Source organism: Listeria sp. SHR_NRA_18 (genome assembly GCF_003856515.1).
In the GTDB taxonomy this organism is placed as follows: domain Bacteria; phylum Bacillota; class Bacilli; order Lactobacillales; family Listeriaceae; genus Listeria_A; species Listeria_A newyorkensis.
In genome coordinates this window covers 57,357-78,782 of sequence record NZ_QPKR01000007.1, presented here as the reverse complement: position 1 = coordinate 78,782, position 21,426 = coordinate 57,357, and the positions used below count along the sequence as shown (strand labels likewise).

Annotated in this window: 21 protein-coding genes and 1 tRNA gene; 11 read left to right on the top strand and 11 right to left on the bottom strand. The window is 44.4% G+C overall.

What is annotated here, in order from left to right; all coding sequences use genetic code 11:
* Positions 1 to 2 precede the first annotated feature (2 nt).
* The 3 genes from DUK53_RS11465 to DUK53_RS11455 all read left to right on the top strand — a co-directional run bounded on the left by DUK53_RS11465 (position 3) and on the right by DUK53_RS11455 (position 4,445).
* Complete coding sequence (locus DUK53_RS11465) at positions 3 to 1,727, top strand: ABC transporter ATP-binding protein (protein WP_036133036.1); 1,725 nt, start codon at positions 3 to 5, stop codon at positions 1,725 to 1,727.
* On the top strand, positions 1,724 to 3,565 hold the full coding sequence (locus DUK53_RS11460) for an ABC transporter ATP-binding protein (RefSeq protein ID WP_036133034.1): 1,842 nt from the start codon (positions 1,724 to 1,726) through the stop codon (positions 3,563 to 3,565). The genes DUK53_RS11465 and DUK53_RS11460 overlap by 4 nt, the downstream gene beginning before the upstream one ends.
* Positions 3,566 to 3,911: 346 nt before the next feature.
* Complete coding sequence (locus DUK53_RS11455) at positions 3,912 to 4,445, top strand: shikimate kinase (RefSeq protein ID WP_036090961.1); 534 nt, start codon at positions 3,912 to 3,914, stop codon at positions 4,443 to 4,445.
* A gap of 48 nt (positions 4,446 to 4,493) precedes the next feature.
* Here DUK53_RS11455 and DUK53_RS17520 read toward each other — a convergent pair whose 3' ends face one another.
* Positions 4,494 to 4,670 carry a hypothetical protein gene (locus DUK53_RS17520; protein WP_156110606.1) on the bottom strand — a complete coding sequence of 59 codons (177 nt, stop codon included), beginning with the start codon at positions 4,668 to 4,670 and terminating at the stop codon, positions 4,494 to 4,496.
* Between the two features lie 113 nt (positions 4,671 to 4,783).
* Between DUK53_RS17520 and DUK53_RS11450 the strand changes: the two genes are divergently transcribed.
* The 3 genes from DUK53_RS11450 (at position 4,784) to DUK53_RS11440 (ending at position 7,991) form a co-directional block, all read left to right on the top strand.
* Complete coding sequence (locus DUK53_RS11450; protein ID WP_081964462.1) at positions 4,784 to 5,464, top strand: L,D-transpeptidase family protein; 681 nt, start codon at positions 4,784 to 4,786, stop codon at positions 5,462 to 5,464.
* A 136-nt stretch (positions 5,465 to 5,600) separates the two neighbouring features.
* Positions 5,601 to 7,241 carry a M6 family metalloprotease domain-containing protein gene (locus DUK53_RS11445; protein WP_052165030.1) on the top strand — a complete coding sequence of 547 codons (1,641 nt, stop codon included), beginning with the start codon at positions 5,601 to 5,603 and terminating at the stop codon, positions 7,239 to 7,241.
* 99 nt (positions 7,242 to 7,340) lie between these two features.
* Positions 7,341 to 7,991, top strand: coding sequence for a MarR family winged helix-turn-helix transcriptional regulator (locus tag DUK53_RS11440; protein ID WP_077917836.1), 651 nt, complete (start codon positions 7,341 to 7,343; stop codon positions 7,989 to 7,991).
* 41 nt (positions 7,992 to 8,032) lie between these two features.
* On the opposite strand, the gene DUK53_RS11435 is transcribed toward DUK53_RS11440, so the two are convergent.
* The 4 genes from DUK53_RS11435 to DUK53_RS11420 form a co-directional block, all read right to left on the bottom strand.
* Positions 8,033 to 9,262 carry a chloride channel protein gene (locus DUK53_RS11435; protein WP_036133032.1) on the bottom strand — a complete coding sequence of 410 codons (1,230 nt, stop codon included), beginning with the start codon at positions 9,260 to 9,262 and terminating at the stop codon, positions 8,033 to 8,035.
* Between the two features lie 135 nt (positions 9,263 to 9,397).
* Positions 9,398 to 9,775 (bottom strand): hypothetical protein, encoded by a 378-nt coding sequence (locus DUK53_RS11430; protein ID WP_036133030.1) that lies wholly within the window; start codon positions 9,773 to 9,775, stop codon positions 9,398 to 9,400.
* Positions 9,776 to 10,502: 727 nt separating this feature from the next.
* Complete coding sequence (floA, locus tag DUK53_RS11425; RefSeq protein WP_036059155.1) at positions 10,503 to 11,438, bottom strand: flotillin-like protein FloA; 936 nt, start codon at positions 11,436 to 11,438, stop codon at positions 10,503 to 10,505.
* Positions 11,435 to 11,740, bottom strand: a complete 306-nt coding sequence (locus DUK53_RS11420) for an NfeD family protein (RefSeq protein ID WP_036090969.1) — start codon at positions 11,738 to 11,740, stop codon at positions 11,435 to 11,437. Before DUK53_RS11420 ends, floA begins: the two co-directional genes overlap by 4 nt.
* Positions 11,741 to 11,909: 169 nt before the next feature.
* Between DUK53_RS11420 and DUK53_RS11415 the strand changes: the two genes are divergently transcribed.
* The gene (locus tag DUK53_RS11415) at positions 11,910 to 12,242 is read left to right on the top strand and encodes a MerR family transcriptional regulator (protein ID WP_036090971.1); all 333 of its coding nucleotides are present in this window, start codon (positions 11,910 to 11,912) and stop codon (positions 12,240 to 12,242) included.
* A gap of 3 nt (positions 12,243 to 12,245) precedes the next feature.
* Positions 12,246 to 12,704 (top strand): hypothetical protein, encoded by a 459-nt coding sequence (locus DUK53_RS11410; RefSeq protein ID WP_036090974.1) that lies wholly within the window; start codon positions 12,246 to 12,248, stop codon positions 12,702 to 12,704.
* 48 nt (positions 12,705 to 12,752) lie between these two features.
* Here the strand turns inward: DUK53_RS11410 and DUK53_RS11405 are convergent, their stop codons facing one another.
* On the bottom strand, positions 12,753 to 13,379 hold the full coding sequence (locus DUK53_RS11405; protein WP_036090977.1) for an FMN-dependent NADH-azoreductase: 627 nt from the start codon (positions 13,377 to 13,379) through the stop codon (positions 12,753 to 12,755).
* 173 nt (positions 13,380 to 13,552) lie between these two features.
* Between DUK53_RS11405 and DUK53_RS11400 the strand changes: the two genes are divergently transcribed.
* Complete coding sequence (locus DUK53_RS11400; protein WP_036133029.1) at positions 13,553 to 14,716, top strand: GNAT family N-acetyltransferase; 1,164 nt, start codon at positions 13,553 to 13,555, stop codon at positions 14,714 to 14,716.
* Between the two features lie 108 nt (positions 14,717 to 14,824).
* Positions 14,825 to 14,914 (top strand) — tRNA-Ser (locus DUK53_RS11395).
* A 90-nt stretch (positions 14,915 to 15,004) separates the two neighbouring features.
* Here the strand turns inward: DUK53_RS11395 and DUK53_RS11390 are convergent.
* The 3 genes from DUK53_RS11390 to DUK53_RS11380 form a co-directional block, all read right to left on the bottom strand.
* Positions 15,005 to 15,565, bottom strand: a complete 561-nt coding sequence (locus DUK53_RS11390) for a DUF4240 domain-containing protein (RefSeq protein ID WP_036133027.1) — start codon at positions 15,563 to 15,565, stop codon at positions 15,005 to 15,007.
* Positions 15,498 to 15,806, bottom strand: coding sequence for a hypothetical protein (locus tag DUK53_RS11385; protein WP_036091009.1), 309 nt, complete (start codon positions 15,804 to 15,806; stop codon positions 15,498 to 15,500). Before DUK53_RS11385 ends, DUK53_RS11390 begins: the two co-directional genes overlap by 68 nt.
* A 95-nt stretch (positions 15,807 to 15,901) precedes the next feature.
* Positions 15,902 to 16,720: a LysR family transcriptional regulator gene (locus DUK53_RS11380; RefSeq protein ID WP_036133025.1), complete on the bottom strand. Its 819-nt coding sequence runs from the start codon at positions 16,718 to 16,720 to the stop codon at positions 15,902 to 15,904.
* Between the two features lie 68 nt (positions 16,721 to 16,788).
* On the opposite strand from DUK53_RS11380, the gene DUK53_RS11375 reads away from it, so the two are divergent.
* Positions 16,789 to 17,787: a YeiH family protein gene (locus tag DUK53_RS11375; RefSeq protein ID WP_036133023.1), complete on the top strand. Its 999-nt coding sequence runs from the start codon at positions 16,789 to 16,791 to the stop codon at positions 17,785 to 17,787.
* 52 nt (positions 17,788 to 17,839) lie between these two features.
* Here the strand turns inward: DUK53_RS11375 and DUK53_RS11370 are convergent, their stop codons facing one another.
* Both DUK53_RS11370 and DUK53_RS11365 read right to left on the bottom strand, forming a co-directional pair.
* Positions 17,840 to 19,612, bottom strand: coding sequence for an ABC transporter ATP-binding protein (locus DUK53_RS11370; RefSeq protein ID WP_036091016.1), 1,773 nt, complete (start codon positions 19,610 to 19,612; stop codon positions 17,840 to 17,842).
* Positions 19,612 to 21,333 (bottom strand): ABC transporter ATP-binding protein, encoded by a 1,722-nt coding sequence (locus tag DUK53_RS11365; protein ID WP_036091019.1) that lies wholly within the window; start codon positions 21,331 to 21,333, stop codon positions 19,612 to 19,614. The genes DUK53_RS11370 and DUK53_RS11365 overlap by 1 nt, the downstream gene beginning before the upstream one ends.
* Between the last annotated feature and the right edge of the window lie 93 nt (positions 21,334 to 21,426).

Below are 21,426 nucleotides of genomic sequence, written 5' to 3'. Positions count from 1 at the left end.
TTATGATGAGATTAATGAAGCGAATGGGCGCCTATAAATGGGGCATCGTACTAGTTTTAGTACTAACATTTCTGCAAGTGCTTGGCCAGTTGTATTTGCCGACATTGATGGCAGATATTATTGACAATGGTGTTGCGAAGGGTGACACGAGCCACATATGGAAAGTAGGATTGCAGATGTTAGGCATTTCTGCGCTTTCAGGCGGACTTTCCGTTGTTATCGTGTACTATGCATCCAAAATTTCGATGGGATTTGGACGCGATTTGCGGGATAACATTTTTGGACGGGTCGAGAATTTTTCATTGCAGGAGTTTGACAAAGTTGGGACGGCGTCTTTGATTACGCGCTCAACGAATGACGTGGTACAAATTCAAAACGTATTGTACATGATGTTACGAATGATGGTAATGGCACCGATTATGTTGATTGGTGGCGTGATTATGGCAGTTGGGAAAGACGCCAAACTGTCACTTATTTTTGTGGTCGTTTTACCGATTTTACTCGTATTGGTCGTACTTATCGGTGGAAAAGCGATGCCGATGTTTAAATCACTACAAAAGAAAATGGATAAACTGAACCAAGTGATTCGCGAAGGTTTGACGGGGATTCGAGTGATTCGCGCGTTTAACCGTGGCGATGATGAGTTGAAGAAATTCGATGCTTCGAATGAGGACTATGCAAAAACGGCGGTTGGTGTGAATAGACTGCTTTCCTTGATGAGCCCGATGATGATGCTGATTATGAACTTGACAACGATCGCGATTATTTGGATCGGTGCCAAATTTGTCGGTGACGGCAGTATGCAAGTCGGGGATTTGATGGCGTTTATTCAGTATGCGACACAAATTATGATTGCGTTCATGATGGTTTCTGCGGTATTTATTATGATTCCACGTGCGGCGGCTTCGGCAGAACGTATCAATGAAGTATTGGAAATGGATACCGAAATTCATGATCCTAAAGATGCGAAAAACGTGATGGCTCCAGTTTCTTTGGAATTTGACAATGTGTCGTTCCGTTATTCTGGTGCTGAAAAACCGGTCATTGAAGGTATTTCTTTTAAAGCCAGAGCTGGCGAGACGATCGCGATTATTGGTAGTACGGGGGCTGGGAAGTCTACGATTATCAACATGATTCCGCGTTTTTACGATGTGGCGGAAGGGTCTGTTCGCGTGAATGGCCTCGATGTCAAAGAAATGACGCAGGAAGATTTGCGGATGAAGGTCGGTTTAGTTCCTCAAAAAGCAATGTTGTTTACTGGTGATATCGAGGAAAACATGCGTTATGGTAACGAAACGGCGACCGAGGAAGAAATTTGGGCGGGATTACGAACGGCTCAAGCGGAAGATTTTGTTTCAAAATTGGAGGACGGCTTACATAGTCGTGTTGAACAAGGCGGAAATAACTTCTCGGGTGGTCAAAAGCAACGTTTGGCGATTGCGCGTGCGTTGATTCGTAAACCGCAGATTTATATTTTTGACGATAGTTTTTCAGCGCTTGATTTTAAAACGGATTCGTTGTTGCGTGCGGCTTTAAAACCGGAAACACGGGAATCGATTACCATTATTGTGGCGCAACGGATTACGTCGGTTGTTGATTCAGATCAAATCATTGTGGTCAACGAAGGTAAAGTTGCCGGAATTGGGACGCATGAAGAATTGAAAGAATCGAACACGATTTACCAAGAAATTATGAGATCACAATTGTCAGAGGAGGAGATAGCATGAGTCCAGGACCAGGATCAGGTGGACATGGCGGCGGCCCAGGTGGCGGAAGAACCGTGATGCCAGCAGCCAAGCCTAAGGAATTTAAAAAGTCCTTGTTTCGCCTATTAGGATATATGAAACCGCGCGCTATCTCACTCATTGTAGTGCTCTTACTCGCGATATTGTCGACCATTTTCAACGTTATTAGTCCGAAAGAACTCGGGAAGGCAACGACGGAAATATTCGCTGGTGTGATGACGCCGGCTGGAATTAATTATGATAAGATTTTTGATATTTTGTTTATCGTATTGATGCTTTACTTAGGTAGCTCGCTCTTTAGCTTCCTGCAACAATATGTGATGTCGAGTGTGGCGCAACGCACGGTGTATGATATGCGTAAAGAATTGAAGGCCAAACTGGGTCGTCTACCACTTCGCTATTTTGATACGCGTTCGAATGGTGATATTTTGAGTCGTTCTGTGAATGACATGGATAACATCGCGAATACGTTGCAACAGGCATTGACACAGGCGATTACGGCGATTGTACAAATTGTCGGCGTTCTGATTATGATGTTGACGATTAGTTGGCAGATGACGCTGATTGTTGTCGCGACTGTCCCACTTAGCGTGTTGCTTGTCGCCATTGTTGCTAGCCGTTCGCAAAAGTATTTCAGCGCGCAACAGAAAAATCTCGGTGTGCTAAACGATCACGTGGAAGAAACATTTGGCGGGCACACGGTGGTGAAGGCATTTGGTCAAGAGAAGAAGACGCTTGGCAAATTCGATGTGGTGAATAAAGATTACTACGTCGCTGCGAAAAAAGCGCAATTTATCTCGGGTATCATGATGCCATTAATGCAATTTGTCGGTAATCTTGGTTACGTGGCGGTCTGTGTTGGTGGTGGGATTTTCGTAACGAATGGCACGCTAACAGTTGGTAATATCCAAGCGTTTACGCAATATGTACAACTGTTCTCCCAACCGATTTCAAGCGTGGCGAACATCTCGAATGTCATTCAATCCACGATGGCATCGGCAGAACGAATTTTTGAAGTATTGGATGAAAAAGAAGAAGAGGATATTATTCCTGAAAAGATAGAACGTCGTGCGGGAGAGTCGGATCGGATTGTTTTCGATCACGTGAAATTTGGCTATACGCCAGATAAACCGCTGATGCACGATTTGAATATTGATGTAAAAGAAGGTCAGATGGTGGCGATTGTTGGTCCGACTGGTGCGGGTAAAACAACGATTATCAACTTGCTGATGCGTTTCTACGATGTGGAAGGTGGAGGAATTCGCCTCGGCGGTGTCGATACGCGTGACATGACGAAAAATGATGTCCGTGCGAAATTCGGGATGGTGCTGCAGGATACGTGGTTATTTAATGGTACAATTGCAGAAAATATTGCGTACGGCCGAGATAACGTGACGACAGAAGAAGTTATAGCGGCTGCAGAAGCGGCGTATGCGGATGAGTTTATCAGACGCTTGCCAGACGGTTACGACACGATTCTGAATGAAGAAGGCTCGAACATTTCGCAAGGGCAAAAACAATTATTGACGATTGCGCGCGCGATTCTTTCTGATCCGAGCATCTTGATTTTGGATGAGGCAACGTCAAGCGTGGATACACGGACCGAGCTGAATATTCAACTGGCAATGGGGAACTTGATGGAAGGCCGGACGAGCTTTGTGATTGCACATAGATTGTCGACGATTCGTGATGCGGACTTGATTTTGGTCATGAATCACGGGAATGTGATTGAACAAGGAACGCATAAGGAATTGCTTGCTGAAAACGGCTTCTATGCAGATCTTTATAATAGTCAGTTTGCTAATGACCAAGCCGTCTAGGTCTCTCAGGCGGACGACAAACGTTCAGCTGCGTCGTTAAAGATTCCGTTCCGATGCTCACGTACAGGTCGTACGCTCCACTTCGGTACTCGTCTTTGCCTAGCATCTAAGCATTTGTTGTCCGCCTGAGGTGTAGCTTTGCCTTCAACGTTTGGCGTGAAGATATTAGAGAACAAGAACTTTAGAATCAGGAAAAACCACTTTACATGATATTTCACCAAACTTCAGCGTGCCGAGAAATGCTTAGTTTCTCGGCACGCTGAAAGAAGTGCTATTGGCTTTGGCTGGTAGCGCTTTTTTTGTGATAAAATGGTGGGGAAGTTTCTTTTATGAGGAGGGATTAAGTATGACTAGAATTCATGTGATGGGGGCGTCGGGGGCTGGGACTTCAACGCTTGGTAAGGCGCTGGCTGATAGGCTGGGGTTGCCTTTTTTTGATACGGATGATTATTATTGGGAGGAGAAGTTCTCTGTTAAAAGGGCGATTGAGACGCGGTTGGAGATGATGGAGCGAGATTTTGTGGGGCGTGAGGATTGGGTATTGTCGGGGGCGTTGTCTAATTGGGGAACGTCGTTGGAACCGTTTTTTGATGTGGTCGTATTTCTAGAAATTCCGCGGGAGGTGCGATTGGAGCGCTTGTTGACTCGGGAACGGGCGCGGTATGGTGAGGCGATTTTGCCGGGTGGAAGTCGCTATCAGGAGCATCTTGAATTCGTTGCGTGGGCATCTAGATATGAGGACGGGGATGTGGATGTGCGGAGTAAAAAACTGCATGAAGTCTGGTTTGAAAGGCTAGCGTGCCCTGTGCTGCGAGTGACTGGGGACATGACGGTGGAGGAGGAAGTGGAGCTGGTTTTGGTAGCGCTTCATTCGAAATAAAAAAAACGAGAGTGAGCATCCAGTTTCAGCGGATGTTCGCTCTCGTTTTTAATGTAATGCTTTATCTTTAGATTTTAAAGGTAGTTGGGCGTGTTCTTTTTTTGCTCGGTCAAAGTCGGTTTGGGAGAAATTGCGCTCATTCTCGACTTTTTTAGTGTTCCATTTGTGCGAGGCTGTTGCTCCATGTGCGGCTAGCTTCTCAGAAAATAGTTGATTTAAACCCATTGTAAGCACCTCCTAGTGTTTTTTCACATTCATTATAGCATAGAATTATTTGTGCCATGTTTAAACATCCGAAAAAGTGGAACCTTATAAAGATAAGTAGGGGGGATTTTGTTGTGAAAAAAGGATTTTGGAGCTTGATGGTTGTTTTTCTAGCGTTTGGGGTTATTTTTGCAGTTGGGGGCAAGGCGGATGCGGCGACGAATGATGCGCAGCGTTTCAAAACGGTTGGGGCAAATAAGCAGCTGATTTTGGTGACGACGCCGGGCTACAAGTCCAACAAGGCAACGATTCAGACGTTTGAGCGGGATAGTAAGGGCGTGTGGCAGCGCAAGGCGTTGATGTACGGTTTTATCGGCCGGGACGGTTTTGCGACGACGATGAGGGAAACGGTCGTTCAAAGTCCGCGCGGGAAGTTCACGCTAGGCACGGCATTCGGTCGCTACGCTAATCCGGGGACGAAGATGCCGTATCGCAAAACGACGACGCGCGATGTTTGGGTCGATGATAGCAAGTCGAAACTCTATAATTCATGGCAAGTGCTACCAGTCAACAATCGCTGGAAATCCGCAGAAAAATTGTATCAACCGGCGTATAATTATGCGTTCGTGATTAACTATAATCCACTGAGAAAACCAGGCTGGGGTTCGGCAATCTTTTTCCACGTATCTAGTAGCTACACGATGGGCTGCACTGGAACAAGCCAAGCCAACGTCGTCAAAATTCTGAAATGGCTCGATCCGAAGAAAAAACCGGTGATTATTCAGTCGCCGCGGACGGAATTGAGTAGATATTAAGTAAGTCAAGTCTTCCAAATTCGGAGGGCTTTTTTCTTTGTGCACCAGTGCGCATCGTTTAACCTTTTTTAATTACGGGTATTAATTACCAATCAAGAAGCGGTGAACTTTGCCGAAATTAAAGGAGGAACATATCATGCGACCTATTTTAAAATGGGTGGCGCTGATAGTCATGATGGTTCTATCGATAGGTACCGCAACGATAGCACAAGCAAGTTCCGCAGAATCCTTACAAGCAGCAAATCAAAAAACGACACCCGTTACGGTAAGTAAATATCCGAGCGCATCATCTCTACCAGCGCAAACACCAACGACGGCGATTCCTAAAGTGAGCGCAATGCCAACGACAAATCGCTTGCTAGTGATCCTGGTGAGTTTCAAGGACGTGGCAATCAAGCAGAGCGAGGCAAGCTGGAATCAGAAGGTTTTTAGTACGACGAGTAAATCAGTGCGACTTTATTATACACAAGCGACGAATGCAAAAATTAATCTCGTTCCCGCCAGCGAAACGTCAGGAACTGCGAACAATGGCGTAGTGCGGGTCAAATTGAATCGTAATCAACCTCGAACTGGCACGGCGATTGATACGCGTAACCAATATATTGTGCGGGACGCGTTGATTGCAGCGAACGGCTTTGTTAATTTTGCGCAATATGATACGAATAGAAACGGGCGCATCGACGCGAGTGAGCTACACATCATGACGATTGTGGCCGGGCAAGAACGGGCGTACACGAATACGGCGGTCTCCGTTTGGGGGCATATGTGGGGCATGAACGCGAATATCACACCGAAATTGGACGGTAAGACGTTCTTCACGTACACGCAGTTTGGCGAGATGCACGGCACGCACATGGCAACCATTGGCGTCATTGCCCACGAACTCGGCCATGATCTCGGCTTGCTGGATCTCTATAATACAAACGGCTCAGGCAGCGGGCTCGGAACTTACAGTTTGATGGCAAAAGGCGCTTGGGGAAAACAGTCCGGCGATAGTTATCCTGGTCAGACGCCCGTCCTTCTAGACGCCTATTCCAAAGTGAAAATTGGTGCTGTGACGCCGCGCGTTGTGAGCACGACTACATCATCCACTCAGACAGTTTACGCCGGCACCACCATTTTGCGAATCAACACGAGTTCCCCGAGAGAGTACTTTTTGATCGAAAATCGGCAGTTTATCGGCTTTGATCGTGCGCTGATTGGGAAAGTATATAAAGGCGGCATCGCTATCTATCACGTGAATACGAATTATGGCGGCAATCAAACGGTCGGCAAGCAACTCGTCACGCTGAAAGAAGCGAATCAAGGCATTGCAGGTTATTCGCAATTAAATAGTGGCAGCACCGCGATGTCTGACGCCTTCTATTATGTTGGCACGGGCTCTCGAGGAAAAGCGCAACAAGTCTATTTGACGAATCGCACAAATCCATCGAACCGTCTCAGCAACGGAGCCTATCCGAATTTTTCATTCAAAGTCAATTCAAAACCGGGAACCGCGATGTCTGTCAGGATTGGCCCAGCTTATCCAGTGACAGCCATCTCACTCAACCGCAGCGGCGTCTATCTCAAGAAGAATACCGCTTTCCAAATGCGAGCCACCATCGCACCAGCCAATGCATCGAATAAAGGAATCGCATGGACCACCTCGAATGCAAAAATCGCAACCGTAGATGCAAAAGGTAAAATAACCGGTAAAACAGTTGGTACAGCTACAATCACGGCGCGAACATTAGACGGTTCCAAAAAGGATACAGTGCTCATTAAAGTAACCAATTAAATCAGCTTGACAAAATAGAAAGGTGCCTTTATAATATAAAACAAAGGTACCTTTTAATTATGTCTCATGACTAAAAATAAACAAACGGAGGAATTACAAATGAGCGAAACAGAAAACAATTTAATGAAACAGTTTATTCAATTTAACCGGATGTTGCACCATTACCAAATCCACAATTTACGCAGTGCAGGACCGTTTGGCAACCCATATCGAGGTCAAGGCCGCGTGCTATCCATTTTAAAAATGAAACCAGAGATCACGCAGAAAGAATTGGCGTATTTGCTCGATATGCGCAACCAGTCATTGGGCGAGTTGTTGGCGAAACTGGAGAAAAGCGAGTATATCACGCGTGAACCGTCAGAAGCAGACCGCCGTGTGATGAATGTGAAGTTGACCGAGGCGGGCGCTGAGGCAGCAGAGCAAAGCAAAGATAACCAAACCGATTACAACAAGATTTTCGACGTGTTAAGTGATGAAGAAAAAGCTAATTTACACGATTACATGCACCGAATCACAGATGAACTTGAGAAGGAGTTGGGCGATATGAGTGGAGATGAGCCTTTCGAGGACCCACGGATGCAAGGTAGAGGTGGCTTCCCAGGTTTTGGCGGAGGTAGACCACATCCCGGCGGTCATGGTCATCGCGGTCACCACTGCGACCCACGTTTTGCCCGTGGCAGATATCCAGATTTCGGCGCTATGCGTGATGTAGATCATTTTGGACACCATGATTTTGAAAGTCAAAAATAACAAATTTCAACATTTATAAAAAATCGAGTATCGCTGTTTTTTCAGACAGCCGATACTCGATTTTTGCTTTTAGGTTTATATACTGCAAGATAGGCTGCGACAATGATGAATGGCCATAATTGGATTGGGAAGAACAATGCTAATAAAAAAGCAGCAGCTAGCGGTTTCTTCAGAATCACAGAACAAGATGCTGTTGCAAAAATGGCTACTATGAATATTGGATCGACTGGGAGTATTTTTGTTAATGCAAATCCCACTGCAATGCTTGCAAAGATGATTGGAAAGATGTGGCCACCACGCCAACCAGTACCTAGGCATATTTTAGTGACAAATAATTTTACAAAACCTATAGTAAGTAAGAGATAGATAGACATGGTATCGTATTCGTTAGAGATTTCTCCGACCCCATGTTCACCAGAGTAGAGCATGTAGGGTAGCAAGGTTGCAAGAATACCTAATATTAGACCGCCACTTACGGCAAGAATGACTGGTTTGGCTTGTATTTTACGAGTGGCAAAAGCAATGACCATTTCGAAGAGTCCATATATTTTACCGAAATATTTGCCGGCAAGTAAGAGCGGAATTAGTAATAGCAATTCTGGCCAAGATACAGTAGCAGAACCTAAATTTGCGAAAGGGCTCGGGCCATCGTTAAGTTGTAGTAAATAGTAGAAAACCAGGAAGCCAGCAGATACGGAGAAGAAGTAAATGACTATTTTTTGAATATGTAGTTTTTTATTCACTGGAGGGGCTGATTCTCTTTCTTGTGTGGAAGCAATCCCAAATAAGGGCGAGGCAAAGATGATGGAAAGTAAGGCGCCTATTCCAAATTCTATGAGAGCATCGCGTTGTTGGTAGGTAAAGTGAAGTTTATCGCCCACCCAGGTGACAAGCCCTGCGCAGATGCTGACTAAAGCGGCTTCGGGGCCGAGACTTGCGCCAAACATTAGCACAATAAGCGCGGCTACTAGGTTTCTCCATATTTTCCCTTGGTAGGAAACGCGGCCATTTGCGTGGAATTCGCCCATGACTTCATCCATTTCACGTGGGTATGGGCCGATGTGTTTTCGGGATAAACCGACAAATATGCCGCCTAATGTACATATCAAGATTGGCCAAAATACGGGATTACCGAATAATGAAGCCCCTGCATCCCAGACTAGGTAGATGAGGAAGTTTGTTAATCGGAGGAATAAGAAGGCGATAACTGCTACAAGCGTGCCTAGTATAATACCGTATAAAGTTAGAACTAATTGCAATCGAAATTTCATGCTAAATCCCCCTGAAAAGTAAGCGTAGTGATAGACTACCAATTCCCTAGAATAATTTATACTAAACTTAGTGGATGTGATTAAAAAAGACCAGTAAGTGCGCGCGGCGATTGGCAACGCTTTACTGGCCCGCTCTTATTTTTCCTGTCTCAATGAAACCGGTTTATCTAGAATTTCTTTCATGATAATCGCTTCCTGCATCTTACCACGAACCCGCTTTTTTGTAACGGTATGGTGATGATGCAACTGCGTCACGTTTGTGTCGGCATTCGTGATGGCATCTTTAATGACAGTATCTTTATACCCCGATGGTTGCGATTTTTTAGCAGGTGTTTTTTTAGATTTGGAATGGGATGACGGGCGTTGTTTCGGGACTTTTGGAAGGTTCGATTTCTCCTCTTCCTCCTTCTCGGTCTCGGCTTTTTTGAAATAGCTGATGAGGCCAAACAGAATCCCGGTGATAACAACAGCAGTGCCAAACCAATCGCCAATATTAGCAAAAATACTATCCATTTTCGTTACACCTTCTTTCTGAACTACGTGGATAGGAACTAAGAGAGTATCCTATCCACTAACGAACGACAATGTCTCACCAAATTTATTTGTCTTCTTTCACAATAGCCTCGCGCATTGTTGGGACTGTACGAATAAAAATGAGTTACAGTCCCAATATAAGCGAGAACAAAGTGAGCGGTTAATCATTAATCAACGACAATGCCCACTATACTTATTTATCTTCTTTCGCAATAGCCTCACGCATTGTTGGGACTGTACGAATAAAAATGAGTTACAGTCCCAATATAAGCGAGAACAAAGTGAGCGGTTAATCATTAATCAACGACAATGCCCACTATACTTATTTATCTTCTTTCGCAATAGCCTCGCGCATTGTTGGGACTGTACGAATAAAAATGAGTTACAGTCCCAATATAAGCGAGAACAAAGTGAGCGGTTAATCATTAATCAACGACGATGCCCGCAAAACTTATTTGTCTTCTTTCGCAATAGCCTCGTGCATTTGTTGAGGCTGTTCGAATAAAATGAGTTACAGCATCAATATGGATATGAACAAAGTGAATATCCCATCATCTACAACGACGATGTCCACCAAACTTATTTATCCTCTTTAGCAATAGCCTCGCGCATTGTTGAGGCTGTTCGAATAAAATGAGTTACAGCATCAATATGGATGTGACCAAAGGGAACATCCCATCATCTACAACGACAATGCCCGCCAAACTTATTTATCTTCTTTCGCAATAGCCTCACGCATTGTCGTATCCGCCTGAACATTATCCATCCGATAAATATCCATCGCACCTAAATTTCCTTTTTCAAGCGCTTTTGCAAGGGCTCTTGGAACTTCGGCTTCAGCGGCAACAACGACAGCGCGGTTTTCTTGTTCTAACGCGATAGCTTCTGCTTTACGTTTTGAGGCTGCGGCTTGGGCAACTTCCATGTCTGCGTTGGCTTTTTCGATGTCTAGTTTAGCCTTGATGTTGTCGCCAATACGCATTTCAGCAATATCAATCGATAGAATCGTGTAGGCTGTGCCATCGCCCAGACCTTGTTCTTGTACTTTTTTCGAGATGCTGTTTGGATTTTCGAGAACATCGGTATGCTCGCGAGTTTCACCGACTGTGGAGACTACGGCTTCACCAACACGCGCGATAACGGTATCTTCACCGGCACCACCGACGATACGGTCGATATTGGATTGCACGGTAATTTGTGTGATAACTTTTACTTCGACACCATTTTGAGCAACACCGGTAAATTCAGGTGTGCGGATAACTTTTGGTGTAACGGAAGTTTGAACGGCTTCTAAAACGTCGCGTCCTGCAAGGTCAATCGCTGCGGCACGGCTAAAATCAAGTTGAATATTGGCACGGTGCGCGGCAATCAAAGCATCGACGGTTTTATCGACGTCACCACCAGCTAAGTAATGGCTTTCCAGTTGGTTTACTTCTAGGTCAAGTCCAGCTTTTACGGCTTTAATTAGCGGTTTGACAACGCGAGAAGGAGTTACACGGCGCAGACGCATGCCGACAAGTGTTCCCAGTCCTACGCGAACTTGCGCGGAAATAGCGCTGATCCATAGGCCTACTGGTACGAGTGTGAAAAATATAATCAAAACTACAAGTACTAAAACTGCGATAATAATTGGTCCAATCATGAATTATCTTCCTCTCTTTTTAGGTCTTCGTTTACTAAAACATAGCCAATATCAATGCCGACAACAACGATAGGAGTTCCTATGTCTAAATAGCCGTCTTTTAGCCTAGCGTCGTACCATTCGCCATCAATGATAACTCTGCCAATTGGTTTCAAGGTTGTTCCGGCTTTTCCATGCTTGCCCATCACTTTATCTCGTAGCGCTTTCATTCGTTCGATCTCGCTGTCCGCTAAGAAACCACGATGTACAAGTCCCCAAGATTCGCCGTATACAAGATCGTCTTCTGTATATTCTCGCGACATTATGTCTCACCATCCTTACAATAATATTAGGCTCCCTTCTAGTATAACCTATTTTACGTTAGGTGTGGTGGGTAATGTGGAAATAGTATGAAATTTTTTTCACGAAAGCTCCTTATTGACACGGTGGTGCGCTACATGGTTTATACTTGGGGATGAGGAGGGGAAAAACATGTATCGAATTGGGGAGTTTGCGGAGATGACTGGGCTTACAAAGGAAACTTTGCGATATTATGCGCAGATAGGGTTACTGTTACCTGTATTTGTGGAACCTCGAAATAAATATAGTTACTATGATAACAACTCATTTTTGCTGGCGAGGTTGCTCGTTTATTTGCGCCGATTCGATTTTTCGATTCAGGAAATGTTGACGGTGGTGCATGATCGGTCGCTGGATGAGTTAGAGGAAATTTTGAAGGAGAAGAAGGTGGCTTTGCGTCAGCGGATTGCGGATACGGAGGCGATTATTAGTGAGATTGATGGATTTTTGGAAATGGAGGAATGACGGATGGTGACGTGGCATGAGGAAATGGAGATTAAGGCAAATATTGAGGTGATTTGGAATTTGTTTGCGCTTGAAAATATGCAGCGAGTGATGCCTCAGGTGGTGGAAAATGAAGTGATTGAGATGAAGGAAGGTATTGTGGGCTCGACATATCGGCAGAAATATCAGGAAGGGAAGCGGGTAGAGACGTATATTGTCGAGGATTTGGAGCATGAGGATACGCCGGAACGCAAGCATAATACAAGTGGATTTGTGTTGGCGAAGGCTTTCAAAATCGAGACGTCTATTACGCTTGAAAAAATCGATGAGAATACGACGCGATTTATTTATTATGGCTCGAATCAAGGCGTTAATTTTTTAGGGAAAACATTGATGAAGCTTGGCGGATCAAAGAATAATGATAAAGTTGTAGCGGATTTCATGAAACGTGTGGAGTCTGAGGCACTGAAAGATATATCATAAAAAAATAAGTCTCACTACCTTTTTGAGGAGTAGCGAGACTTATTTACATTAAAACTTAGTTGCTAATTCGCCAGCTTCTTTAACACCAGCTGCAATTAAATCTTGCGCTTGGTCTGGTGCTGCGTTGTGACCTTCTACGACAACGGTTTGTGGATTCGTGATACCGAAGTGAGTTAAGATATTTTTCACGTAGTTAAGAGACATTTCCCAGTTTGCCATTGGGCCGTCTGAGTATACGCCGCCACGTGCGTTTAGTAATACGACTTCTTTGTCTGTTACTAGACCAACTGGACCTTGTGCTGTGTATTTGAAAGTTTTTCCAGCTTGGTTTAAGTAGAATAGGTACGTTAGGAATTGTGCTGGGATGCTGAAGTTCCACAATGGGAAGGCCATCACAACTTTGTCTGCTGCTAAAAATTGATCTAGGTAGCTGTTTGCAACTTTTGCTAGGCGCGCTTCGTCTTCTGTTAATGTTTCGCCGATGGACTCTTTGTGAAGACCGCTCATCATCGTTGCATCGTAATAAGGAAGGTCGACTTGGAACAAATCAAGTTCCGTGATTGTGTCGCCTGCATTGCTTGCTGTATAGTTTTTTAAGAATTCTTCGTATAATTTCACACTCACGGAACGCTCCGCTGGTAAACCGTTTGCTTTGATAAATAATACATTAGCCATTTTATAAATTCCTCCAATATGTTTTGTTTACTTTTACAGTGTATAATATTGTACGCTACACTTCAAGTAATATGCTTACAAAAAATTAGTTTGTTGTAAAAAGTAAGTGAAAACGTTTTCGTGAACAATTAGACGCATTTTGTGCTAAAATAAAGGAGAATGGGGGTGTCGGCATGGAATTGAGGGAAATTAAGGATTCAGAGATTGGAAAAGTGAAGGAATTACGCGATTATGCGTTCCGAGTTCCTGCATCTGGTGGAGAAGCAGATTTTAATTATTGGGCTGAAAATGCGCGGCGTCTGGGGTTGTTTTATGGCGAGCATTTACTAGCACAGGTTTTGACATATCCGCTCAACGTTTCGATTTTGGGCGAAAGTTTTTCGATGGGTGGCATTGCGTATGTGGCGAGTTATCCGGAGTATCGGAATGCTGGCTTGATTCGCCGTTTGATGGAGGAATCGCTCGTTAGAATGAAGGAAGCTGGGCAACTGGTTTCTTATTTGAGCCCATTCTCGATACCGTTTTATCGGAAATTCGGCTATGAGGTTTTCACTGAAAAAATTGAGGTGGAAATTCCGAGCCATGCGTTGCCGGATATGGGAACGGTGCCGGGGCGCGTGATGCGGTTTTCGAGTGAAGATGGTACAGGGATTTCGGTCGTTCGCGAGCTGTATAACCGGTTTGCATTGACGAAAAAAAGTGGCATGATGATGCGAGACGATGCGTGGTGGTTGCGACTGGCGCGGCGCGGATATACGAAGGAAATCGCGGTGTATTGCGATATGAATGGCGTGACGATGGGGTATATGTTGTTTACGCTGGATTCGGAAGTGTTCAAAGTGCACGAGATGGTCGCGCTGGATTACGAGGCCGAAAAAGGTTTGTGGCGGTTTGTTGGGACGCACGGCATGATGGTGGACCGAGTTGTCGCGAAAAATGTAGGAAGCTTGCGTGATATCGCGCTTGCCTTTCCATCACCAGATTTCCAGAAACGCGAGATTTTGGACTTCATGATGCGAATCGTGGATGTCGAAGCATTTTTAGGTAAATATCGGTTTGAGCGGACGGAAAACACGTTGTATCTCCGAGTGGAGGATGAAACAGCGCCGTGGAATGACGGGATTTTTGAAGTTCGAGGCAGTTTTGTGAAGCGGTTAGAGCAGACCAGCGAGCCAGTTTTGGCGATTTCCATCCAAGCGCTAGGGCAGATGCTGATGGGCTTTGTACGACCGCGAGACCTCGTGTATTACGGAAAAGCAACGGCGAGCGAAGTAACGATTGCGACTTGGGAAAAAGCAGTGCCACACGTGCGAAGCGATTTTTACGACGCGTTTTAAAAAACGGAGAGAAAACACTGGATTTTTACGAAAAAATGCATTAGAATGGAACTTGTGATTGTTCAGGGTACTGCGTTTAGCACGTATTCAGGCAAGCATCTGCATGTTGGGGAAATACCCAAGTCCGGCTGAAGGGGACAGACTCGAAATCTGTTAGGCGGTTCAGGCCGCGCCGGGGTTCGAATCCCCGTTTCTCCGTTTTTAGGAAATGAAGAAGCACCATAAATCGTTGATAGTAAACGGTTTATGGTGCTTCTTTGTCCTGCGAAAAAACGCTAAATAAATGGCCTATTTCAGAGCGGCTGCAATTTTAGGGAAAATAATTTCTAAATCATCGTCTTCGTCCCATTCTAAAGCTTCCGGTAATACAATATCGGCATGAATCTCGGCTTTCTCTTCGGCGGTTAGGGCCAAACGATCACAGGCTTCAAAGAAAACTTCTTCCTCATCCTGCCCGGTTTTCTCTAAATACGCGTCACTGCTGATATACATAATTTCTTCAAATTCGGCTAAAAAATCATCGTCCATATTGCCTTGAAGCAGTTCGCCGAGACAATCTGGATCTTTCAGTATCGCCAAAAAAGCATCCTGTCCGAGGGAAATGAGCCAAGCGCGGAAATAATCGAAACCGTCGTCACTCGCTCCGTCATTCAATAGATAAGCCGCGGCCCAGAGCCTGTCTGCCTTCGAAACTTCAAGATATTCGTCAAAAATAAGTTGCCATTTCACCATATCATCTGGCTTTAGTTTACGGAGCAACTTTTCAAGCATTTCTACGTATTCATCGATGTCTGCGCCGCTTCGCACGATAGCTTTGTTGACGATTTTCCAGAACTTTTTCTTGTTCATTCTTTTGACTCCCTTTCATTATCCAAAGTGTGATGGTTGTTGCGGCAAACAGGAATAATATGCTCATAATCGAAATATACAGCATCCAACTGTCCATCTCAGAAAAATCATCGAGCGGAAAGTTATGGAGATAGGAACTACTAATCGATGCGACTATATCCGGTGTTTTATACATAAAAACAGCAATCGCGAGCAAAATACCTGTAAAAAGCCAATCTAAATCTGTCCATTTCTTCTTCATTTTCTCTAAACTCCTTTTCATCAATAATACTGATAATTAGTATCTAAAATATCTATTTTACTTATCACGAAATCCTTTGTATACTGTAAATGTAGTCAAGAAAAGCTAGCTATCAACAATTCGTGTAGCGCGATTTGTAGCGGATCTTGCGGGAAAGCATGATTGTGAATCTGAAAAAGTGGGCGAACAATCGGTGTTGGCGGGTGCTCATACGGAAAATCGCGGACGCTCAAATCAGAAAGTAGCGTTTTTCCGACGCCTTGCCGCAACATAGTCAAAATCGCCTCATTGCTTGCAATCTCCATTTTTTGCGCGGGAATTATGTTTTCTTGTTGAAAAAATTGGTCCGTGTACGTGCGAATTCCAGAACCAGTTTCGCGCAACAGCCAAAGATCGCTCGTCATATCGCCAGCCAAAACAAGCGAATCATGGGCAAAAACTGTGCGCGTGATCATCGGTGCAATCATCGGCGATTCCACAAGCCCAACTTGGTATTCATGCGTTTCCACCCGATTAAAAATTACCGTCGAATTCGCAATCGAGACCACAAAATCATAGTTCGGAAACTGCTTTTGAAGCTGCGGTAAAACAAGAGGGAGCATATACACACCAATCGTTTGCGAGGCGCCAATCGTGTAAGTAATCCGCGTGTTTCCCTGCAATTGCTGGATATCGCTCAAACTAGTTTCCCATAAAGAATCGAGTTGTTTCGCGCGAACATAGAGTAAGTCAGCGCTTTCGGTCGGTACAGCATGATTGCGTCCGCTCCGGATAAACAATTCGCTCCCCGTTATTTCTTCCAATTTTTGAATATGTAACGAAACAGTTGGCTGTGAGATAAATCGTTTTTCGGCGGCGTGCGTAAAATTCTTCTCTTCATAAACCGTCATAAACGTTTGAAGCCAGTGAAACATGCGAGAGAGCCCCCTTTTACATAAGATTTCTTATTATTATAACACGGATTTAGGAGATGAATGGAAAAATGAAGATAAAATGGCAGGAAAAAGGATTTTGGATCGGTGTAGCTGTAACGCTCGCCTGTTCATTAGCAGGAAAATATTTAGCACAAATACCGGGCTTGCAGCTTGTCGGCGCACTCGTCATCGCACTAATACTCGGAATGCTCGTCCAAATGAGTCGTACACTTGTCGTCAGCGCACAACCTGGAACGAGCTTCATATCGAATAAATTTTTGCGGTTAGGGATTATTTTGTTAGGATTCCGGTTGAACTTAAAGGCGTTGGCGGATTCTGGCGTGAAAACGATTATCTTCGCGATTGTGGTCGTCGCATTCACGATTGTCACAGTATATTTCCTCTGCAAATGGCTAAAAGTAGACAGCACACTCGGCATGCTCACGGCTTGCGGGTGCGGGATTTGCGGTGCCGCTGCGGTCATGGGCGTGTCTCCCCAGTTGAAGGCAAAAAATGATGATGCGGTGCTAGCGGTGGCCGTGGTTTGCATCTTAGGAACGGTATTTACGCTCATCGAAGTAGGACTGATGCCCGTTTTAGGTATGACGCCAACGCAATTCGGTGTCATGGCCGGCTCATCTTTACATGAAATCGCACATGCAGTAGCAGCTGGTGGGGCAGGGGGAACGCAGGCACTTGACGCGTCGATTATCATGAAATTATCTCGCGTCTTGCTACTCGCACCAGTTGCTTTAATAGTAGGAATCATCGCCCAACGCAAAACACAAGGAGCATCAGACGAAAAGGCCAAATTACCGATTCCGTGGTTCATGGGTGGATTCCTATTGACGAGTGCGATTGGCACCTTCATCGCGATGCCAGCAAGCTTATTAGACGGCCTGGTTTCACTGGCGTATCTTTGCCTCGGAATGGCGATGGCAGGACTCGGCATGAGTGTGAATTTCCAAGTGATTATCCGTCGCGGCGGACGTGTATTTTTAGTGGCAACTATTGGTTCTGTTGCGTTATTAGCCCTATCGATCACCGCGAGTAAACTCTTCTTTTAAACGCAAAAACAGCGCATCCCGCGAAAAGGATGCGCTGTTTCTATAGAAAAACTTATTCAATCACAAACTGATTATGATACAATTCGGAGTAGAATCCTTCTTCTTTCAGCAATGATTCATGTGTGCCTTGCTCGATAACTTCTCCTTGATGCAAGACCACGATATGATCGGCGTCAAGAATCGTTTTCAAACGGTGGGCAATAACGAAACTAGTACGACCCGAGATAACGTTATCCATCGCTTTTTGAATGCGGCTCTCGGTCACGGTATCTACATTACTTGTCGCCTCATCTAGAATAAGCAGGGACGGATTTGTAATAATCGTACGCGCGATACTAATCAATTGCTTCTGACCAACACTGAAAATATTATTCTCATCCGTGATTTCCGTGTCATAACCGTTCTCAAGCGTCATGATGAAATCGTGAATATTGGCTTGTTTCGCAGCATCCGTAACTTCTGCATCTGTTGCTTCCGGTTTACCGAAGACAATATTGTCGCGGATAGTACCCGAGAAAAGCACAGAATCTTGAAGCACGATACCAACTTCTTTACGAAGAGACGCGAGTTTAATATCACGAATATCGACATCATCGAACAAAATCGCACCGTTATCGACATTGTAGAAACGGTTCAGCAGGTTCATGACGGTCGTTTTACCAGAACCAGTCGGGCCAACGAGGGCAACCATTTTACCTCTTTCCACATCAATCGAGACATTTTTAAGCACTGGTTTTTCAGGCGTATAAGCGAAGTCCACATTTTGCAACTTCACGCTTTTGTGAACGCCATCGATTGTTTTCAGGTCTTTACGCTCCACTTCTTCTTCTTCGTCAAAAATTTCACTTACACGGCGCGCACCAGTAATTGCTAATTGAAGCATGCTGTACTGAGACGAAATTTGAGTAAGTGGCATATAAAATTGTTGCGAATACTGCACGAACATAACGATCAAACCAAGAGCTGCGGCACGTTCGATACTACCGTCAAGCGCTAGGTAACCACCGAAGAAGATTACGACAGCTGTATTGATTAACGAAATACCTTGCATCATCGGGAAAAGTAAACCGGAGTAAACTTGACCTTTAAAAGTTGCGTCTTTCACGATGTTATTATGTTTCACGAAGCCTTCAATTGTTTCTTGCTCCAAACCGTTTGTAATAACGATTTTTTGACCGGAGATTTTTTCATCGATATAGCCGTTTAGTTCGCCGAGACGATCTTGTTGCATATCCACGTATTTACGAGCTTTGCGGATAATCAACGCGGCAATAACAATCGCAATTGGTGCCATCAGAAGCGTCACCGTTGCTAATTTCACATTTTGGTTATACATCATGATGATAACACCAATCATTAACGCAACGTTTGACAAAACTTGCACGAGCGCTTGGTTCAGCGTATTCGAGATGTTGTCTAAGTCACTTGTAAAACGGCTCAGCATTTCGCCATCTTTATGCCCATCGAAGAAACGAATCGACAGTTTCTCCATTTTGCGGAACAATCCGATACGCATCCGGTTCGTCGCGCGACCAGAAACGCCGGCCATCAAGATCGTTTGAATGAATGTTGCAGCGGCAAGTAGGACATAGAATAGAATTAGCATCCAAATAATATGGACGAAATCCGTCTTGTCATCAACGCCAGTCGTGAAGAAGCGTTGCGCGTAAGTTGCCAGTTCTTGGATAGCTTTCCCGATATATTCAGGAGCCTTGACTTGTAAATAAGTAGCACCGATAATCGCGATAATAATCACGGTCAGCTGCAACTTGTAAGCTTTTAAATAGTGCCAGAAAAAGCGGCAGATACGTTTAAATTCAGCCATTACGCGTCAACCTCCTTTCCCTTTTGTGTGTCATAGATTTCTCTGTAAACCGCACTTGTTTCAACGAGTTCTTTGTGTGAACCGACGCCAACAAGTTCCCCAGCATCAAGCACGAGAATCTTGTCTGCATGAATCACAGAAGAGATTTTTTGCGCGATAATGAAAGTGGTCGTGTTGCTCAGTTCTTTATTCAGCGCTTCTTTGACAAGTTTCTCACTGCGCGCATCTAGGGCACTCGTAGAATCATCAAGAATCAGAATCTTCGGATCACCGATAATACCGCGTGAGATGGAAAGGCGTTGTTTCTGCCCGCCGGAGAAGTTATTACCACGCTCAACGATTGGCGCTTCATACACATCCGCATGGCGTTCAATAAATTCTTTCGCCTGCGCAATGCGTGTCGCTTTTTCCATATCGTCTGGCGTTGCGTCTTTCTTACCATGACGTAAGTTCTCGGCAATCGTACCTGAGAAAAGAATCGCGCGTTGCAATACAAGCGAAACCGTATCGCGTAACGTCTGTTTATTCACTTTCTTCAAGTCCGTTCCACCAATCAAAATTTCACCCTCGGTTGGGTCGTATAATCGTGGAATCAGTTGTGCCAAGGTCGATTTACCAGACCCGGTCGCTCCAACGATACCAACCATTTCGCCAGGTTTCGCTTCGAATGAAATATGTTTCAGCGCTTTTGTTTCATCGCCTTCATATTGGAAACTAACATCGCGGAACTCCACGCTACCAACTAAATCTTGTTTTGGCGCGTTTTCGTCATACGTAATATCAGGCTCTGTTTCTAGCACTTCACCGATACGTTTCAATGAAATCATCGCACGTGACGCCATCATCATCATCATACCACCGATAATAATCGCCATCATAATTTGCATTAAGTAGTTCATGAAAGATGCAATTGCACCAATTACCGCAGGATCATCTTTCACTAAATCCCCAGCAAAATAAATTGCCGCGACAACTGCCATGTTTGAAACGAGCATAAATGCCGGAATCATAATCGAGAAAAGCTGTCCAACTACGATGGTGTGATGCGTTAATTTATCACTTGTTTTTGTGAATCGCTCTAGTTCATTATCTTCTTGTACGAACGATTTCACGACGCGCATACCAGCCAAGTTTTCCTTCGCAATAGCATTGACGCGATCAATAAAGCCTTGAATTTTGCCAAAATGTTTGCCCATGCGTCCAAAAATCAAGAAAACAATGAGGAGAACAAGGACAACGAGCACGATAATAATCCACCAAAGTTCTGGCAGGGTATACATCGCTAAAATAAAACTACCAATAAACATAATCGGAATTCGAGTGATGGATTGTAGCGACATCATCACTAAGTTTTGAACTTGCGTAATATCATTCGTTTGACGAACCACTAGATTTCCCGTCGAAAGTCTCTCGATATTGCTGAATGAGAAAGTTTGAATTTTGCGGAAACTAGTTTCACGAATGTCGGCTCCTACACCTTGTGCCACTTTTGCGGAGAGGATGGTGTTGAGGATACCAGCGATAAGTCCGACGACCGCAATAATAATAAGTAAAATACCAATTCGCGTAATGTCATCCATATCGTCTTTAATAATTGCTTCCAGTACTTGTTGTAATAATTTCGGCTGCCATAATTGTGAGATAACCATGACGACGATGAAAAGTGTGGAGAGCGTGGTTTGAAGCTTGTATTTCTTCAAGTGTTGAAATAAAACTTTCATTATATACCTCCTTGTATATGCGTTAAAAACCAGCACGAACATATATTCTAAACCAAATTGGGCTTATATGCAAGGGAAAAATGAAACTTTATT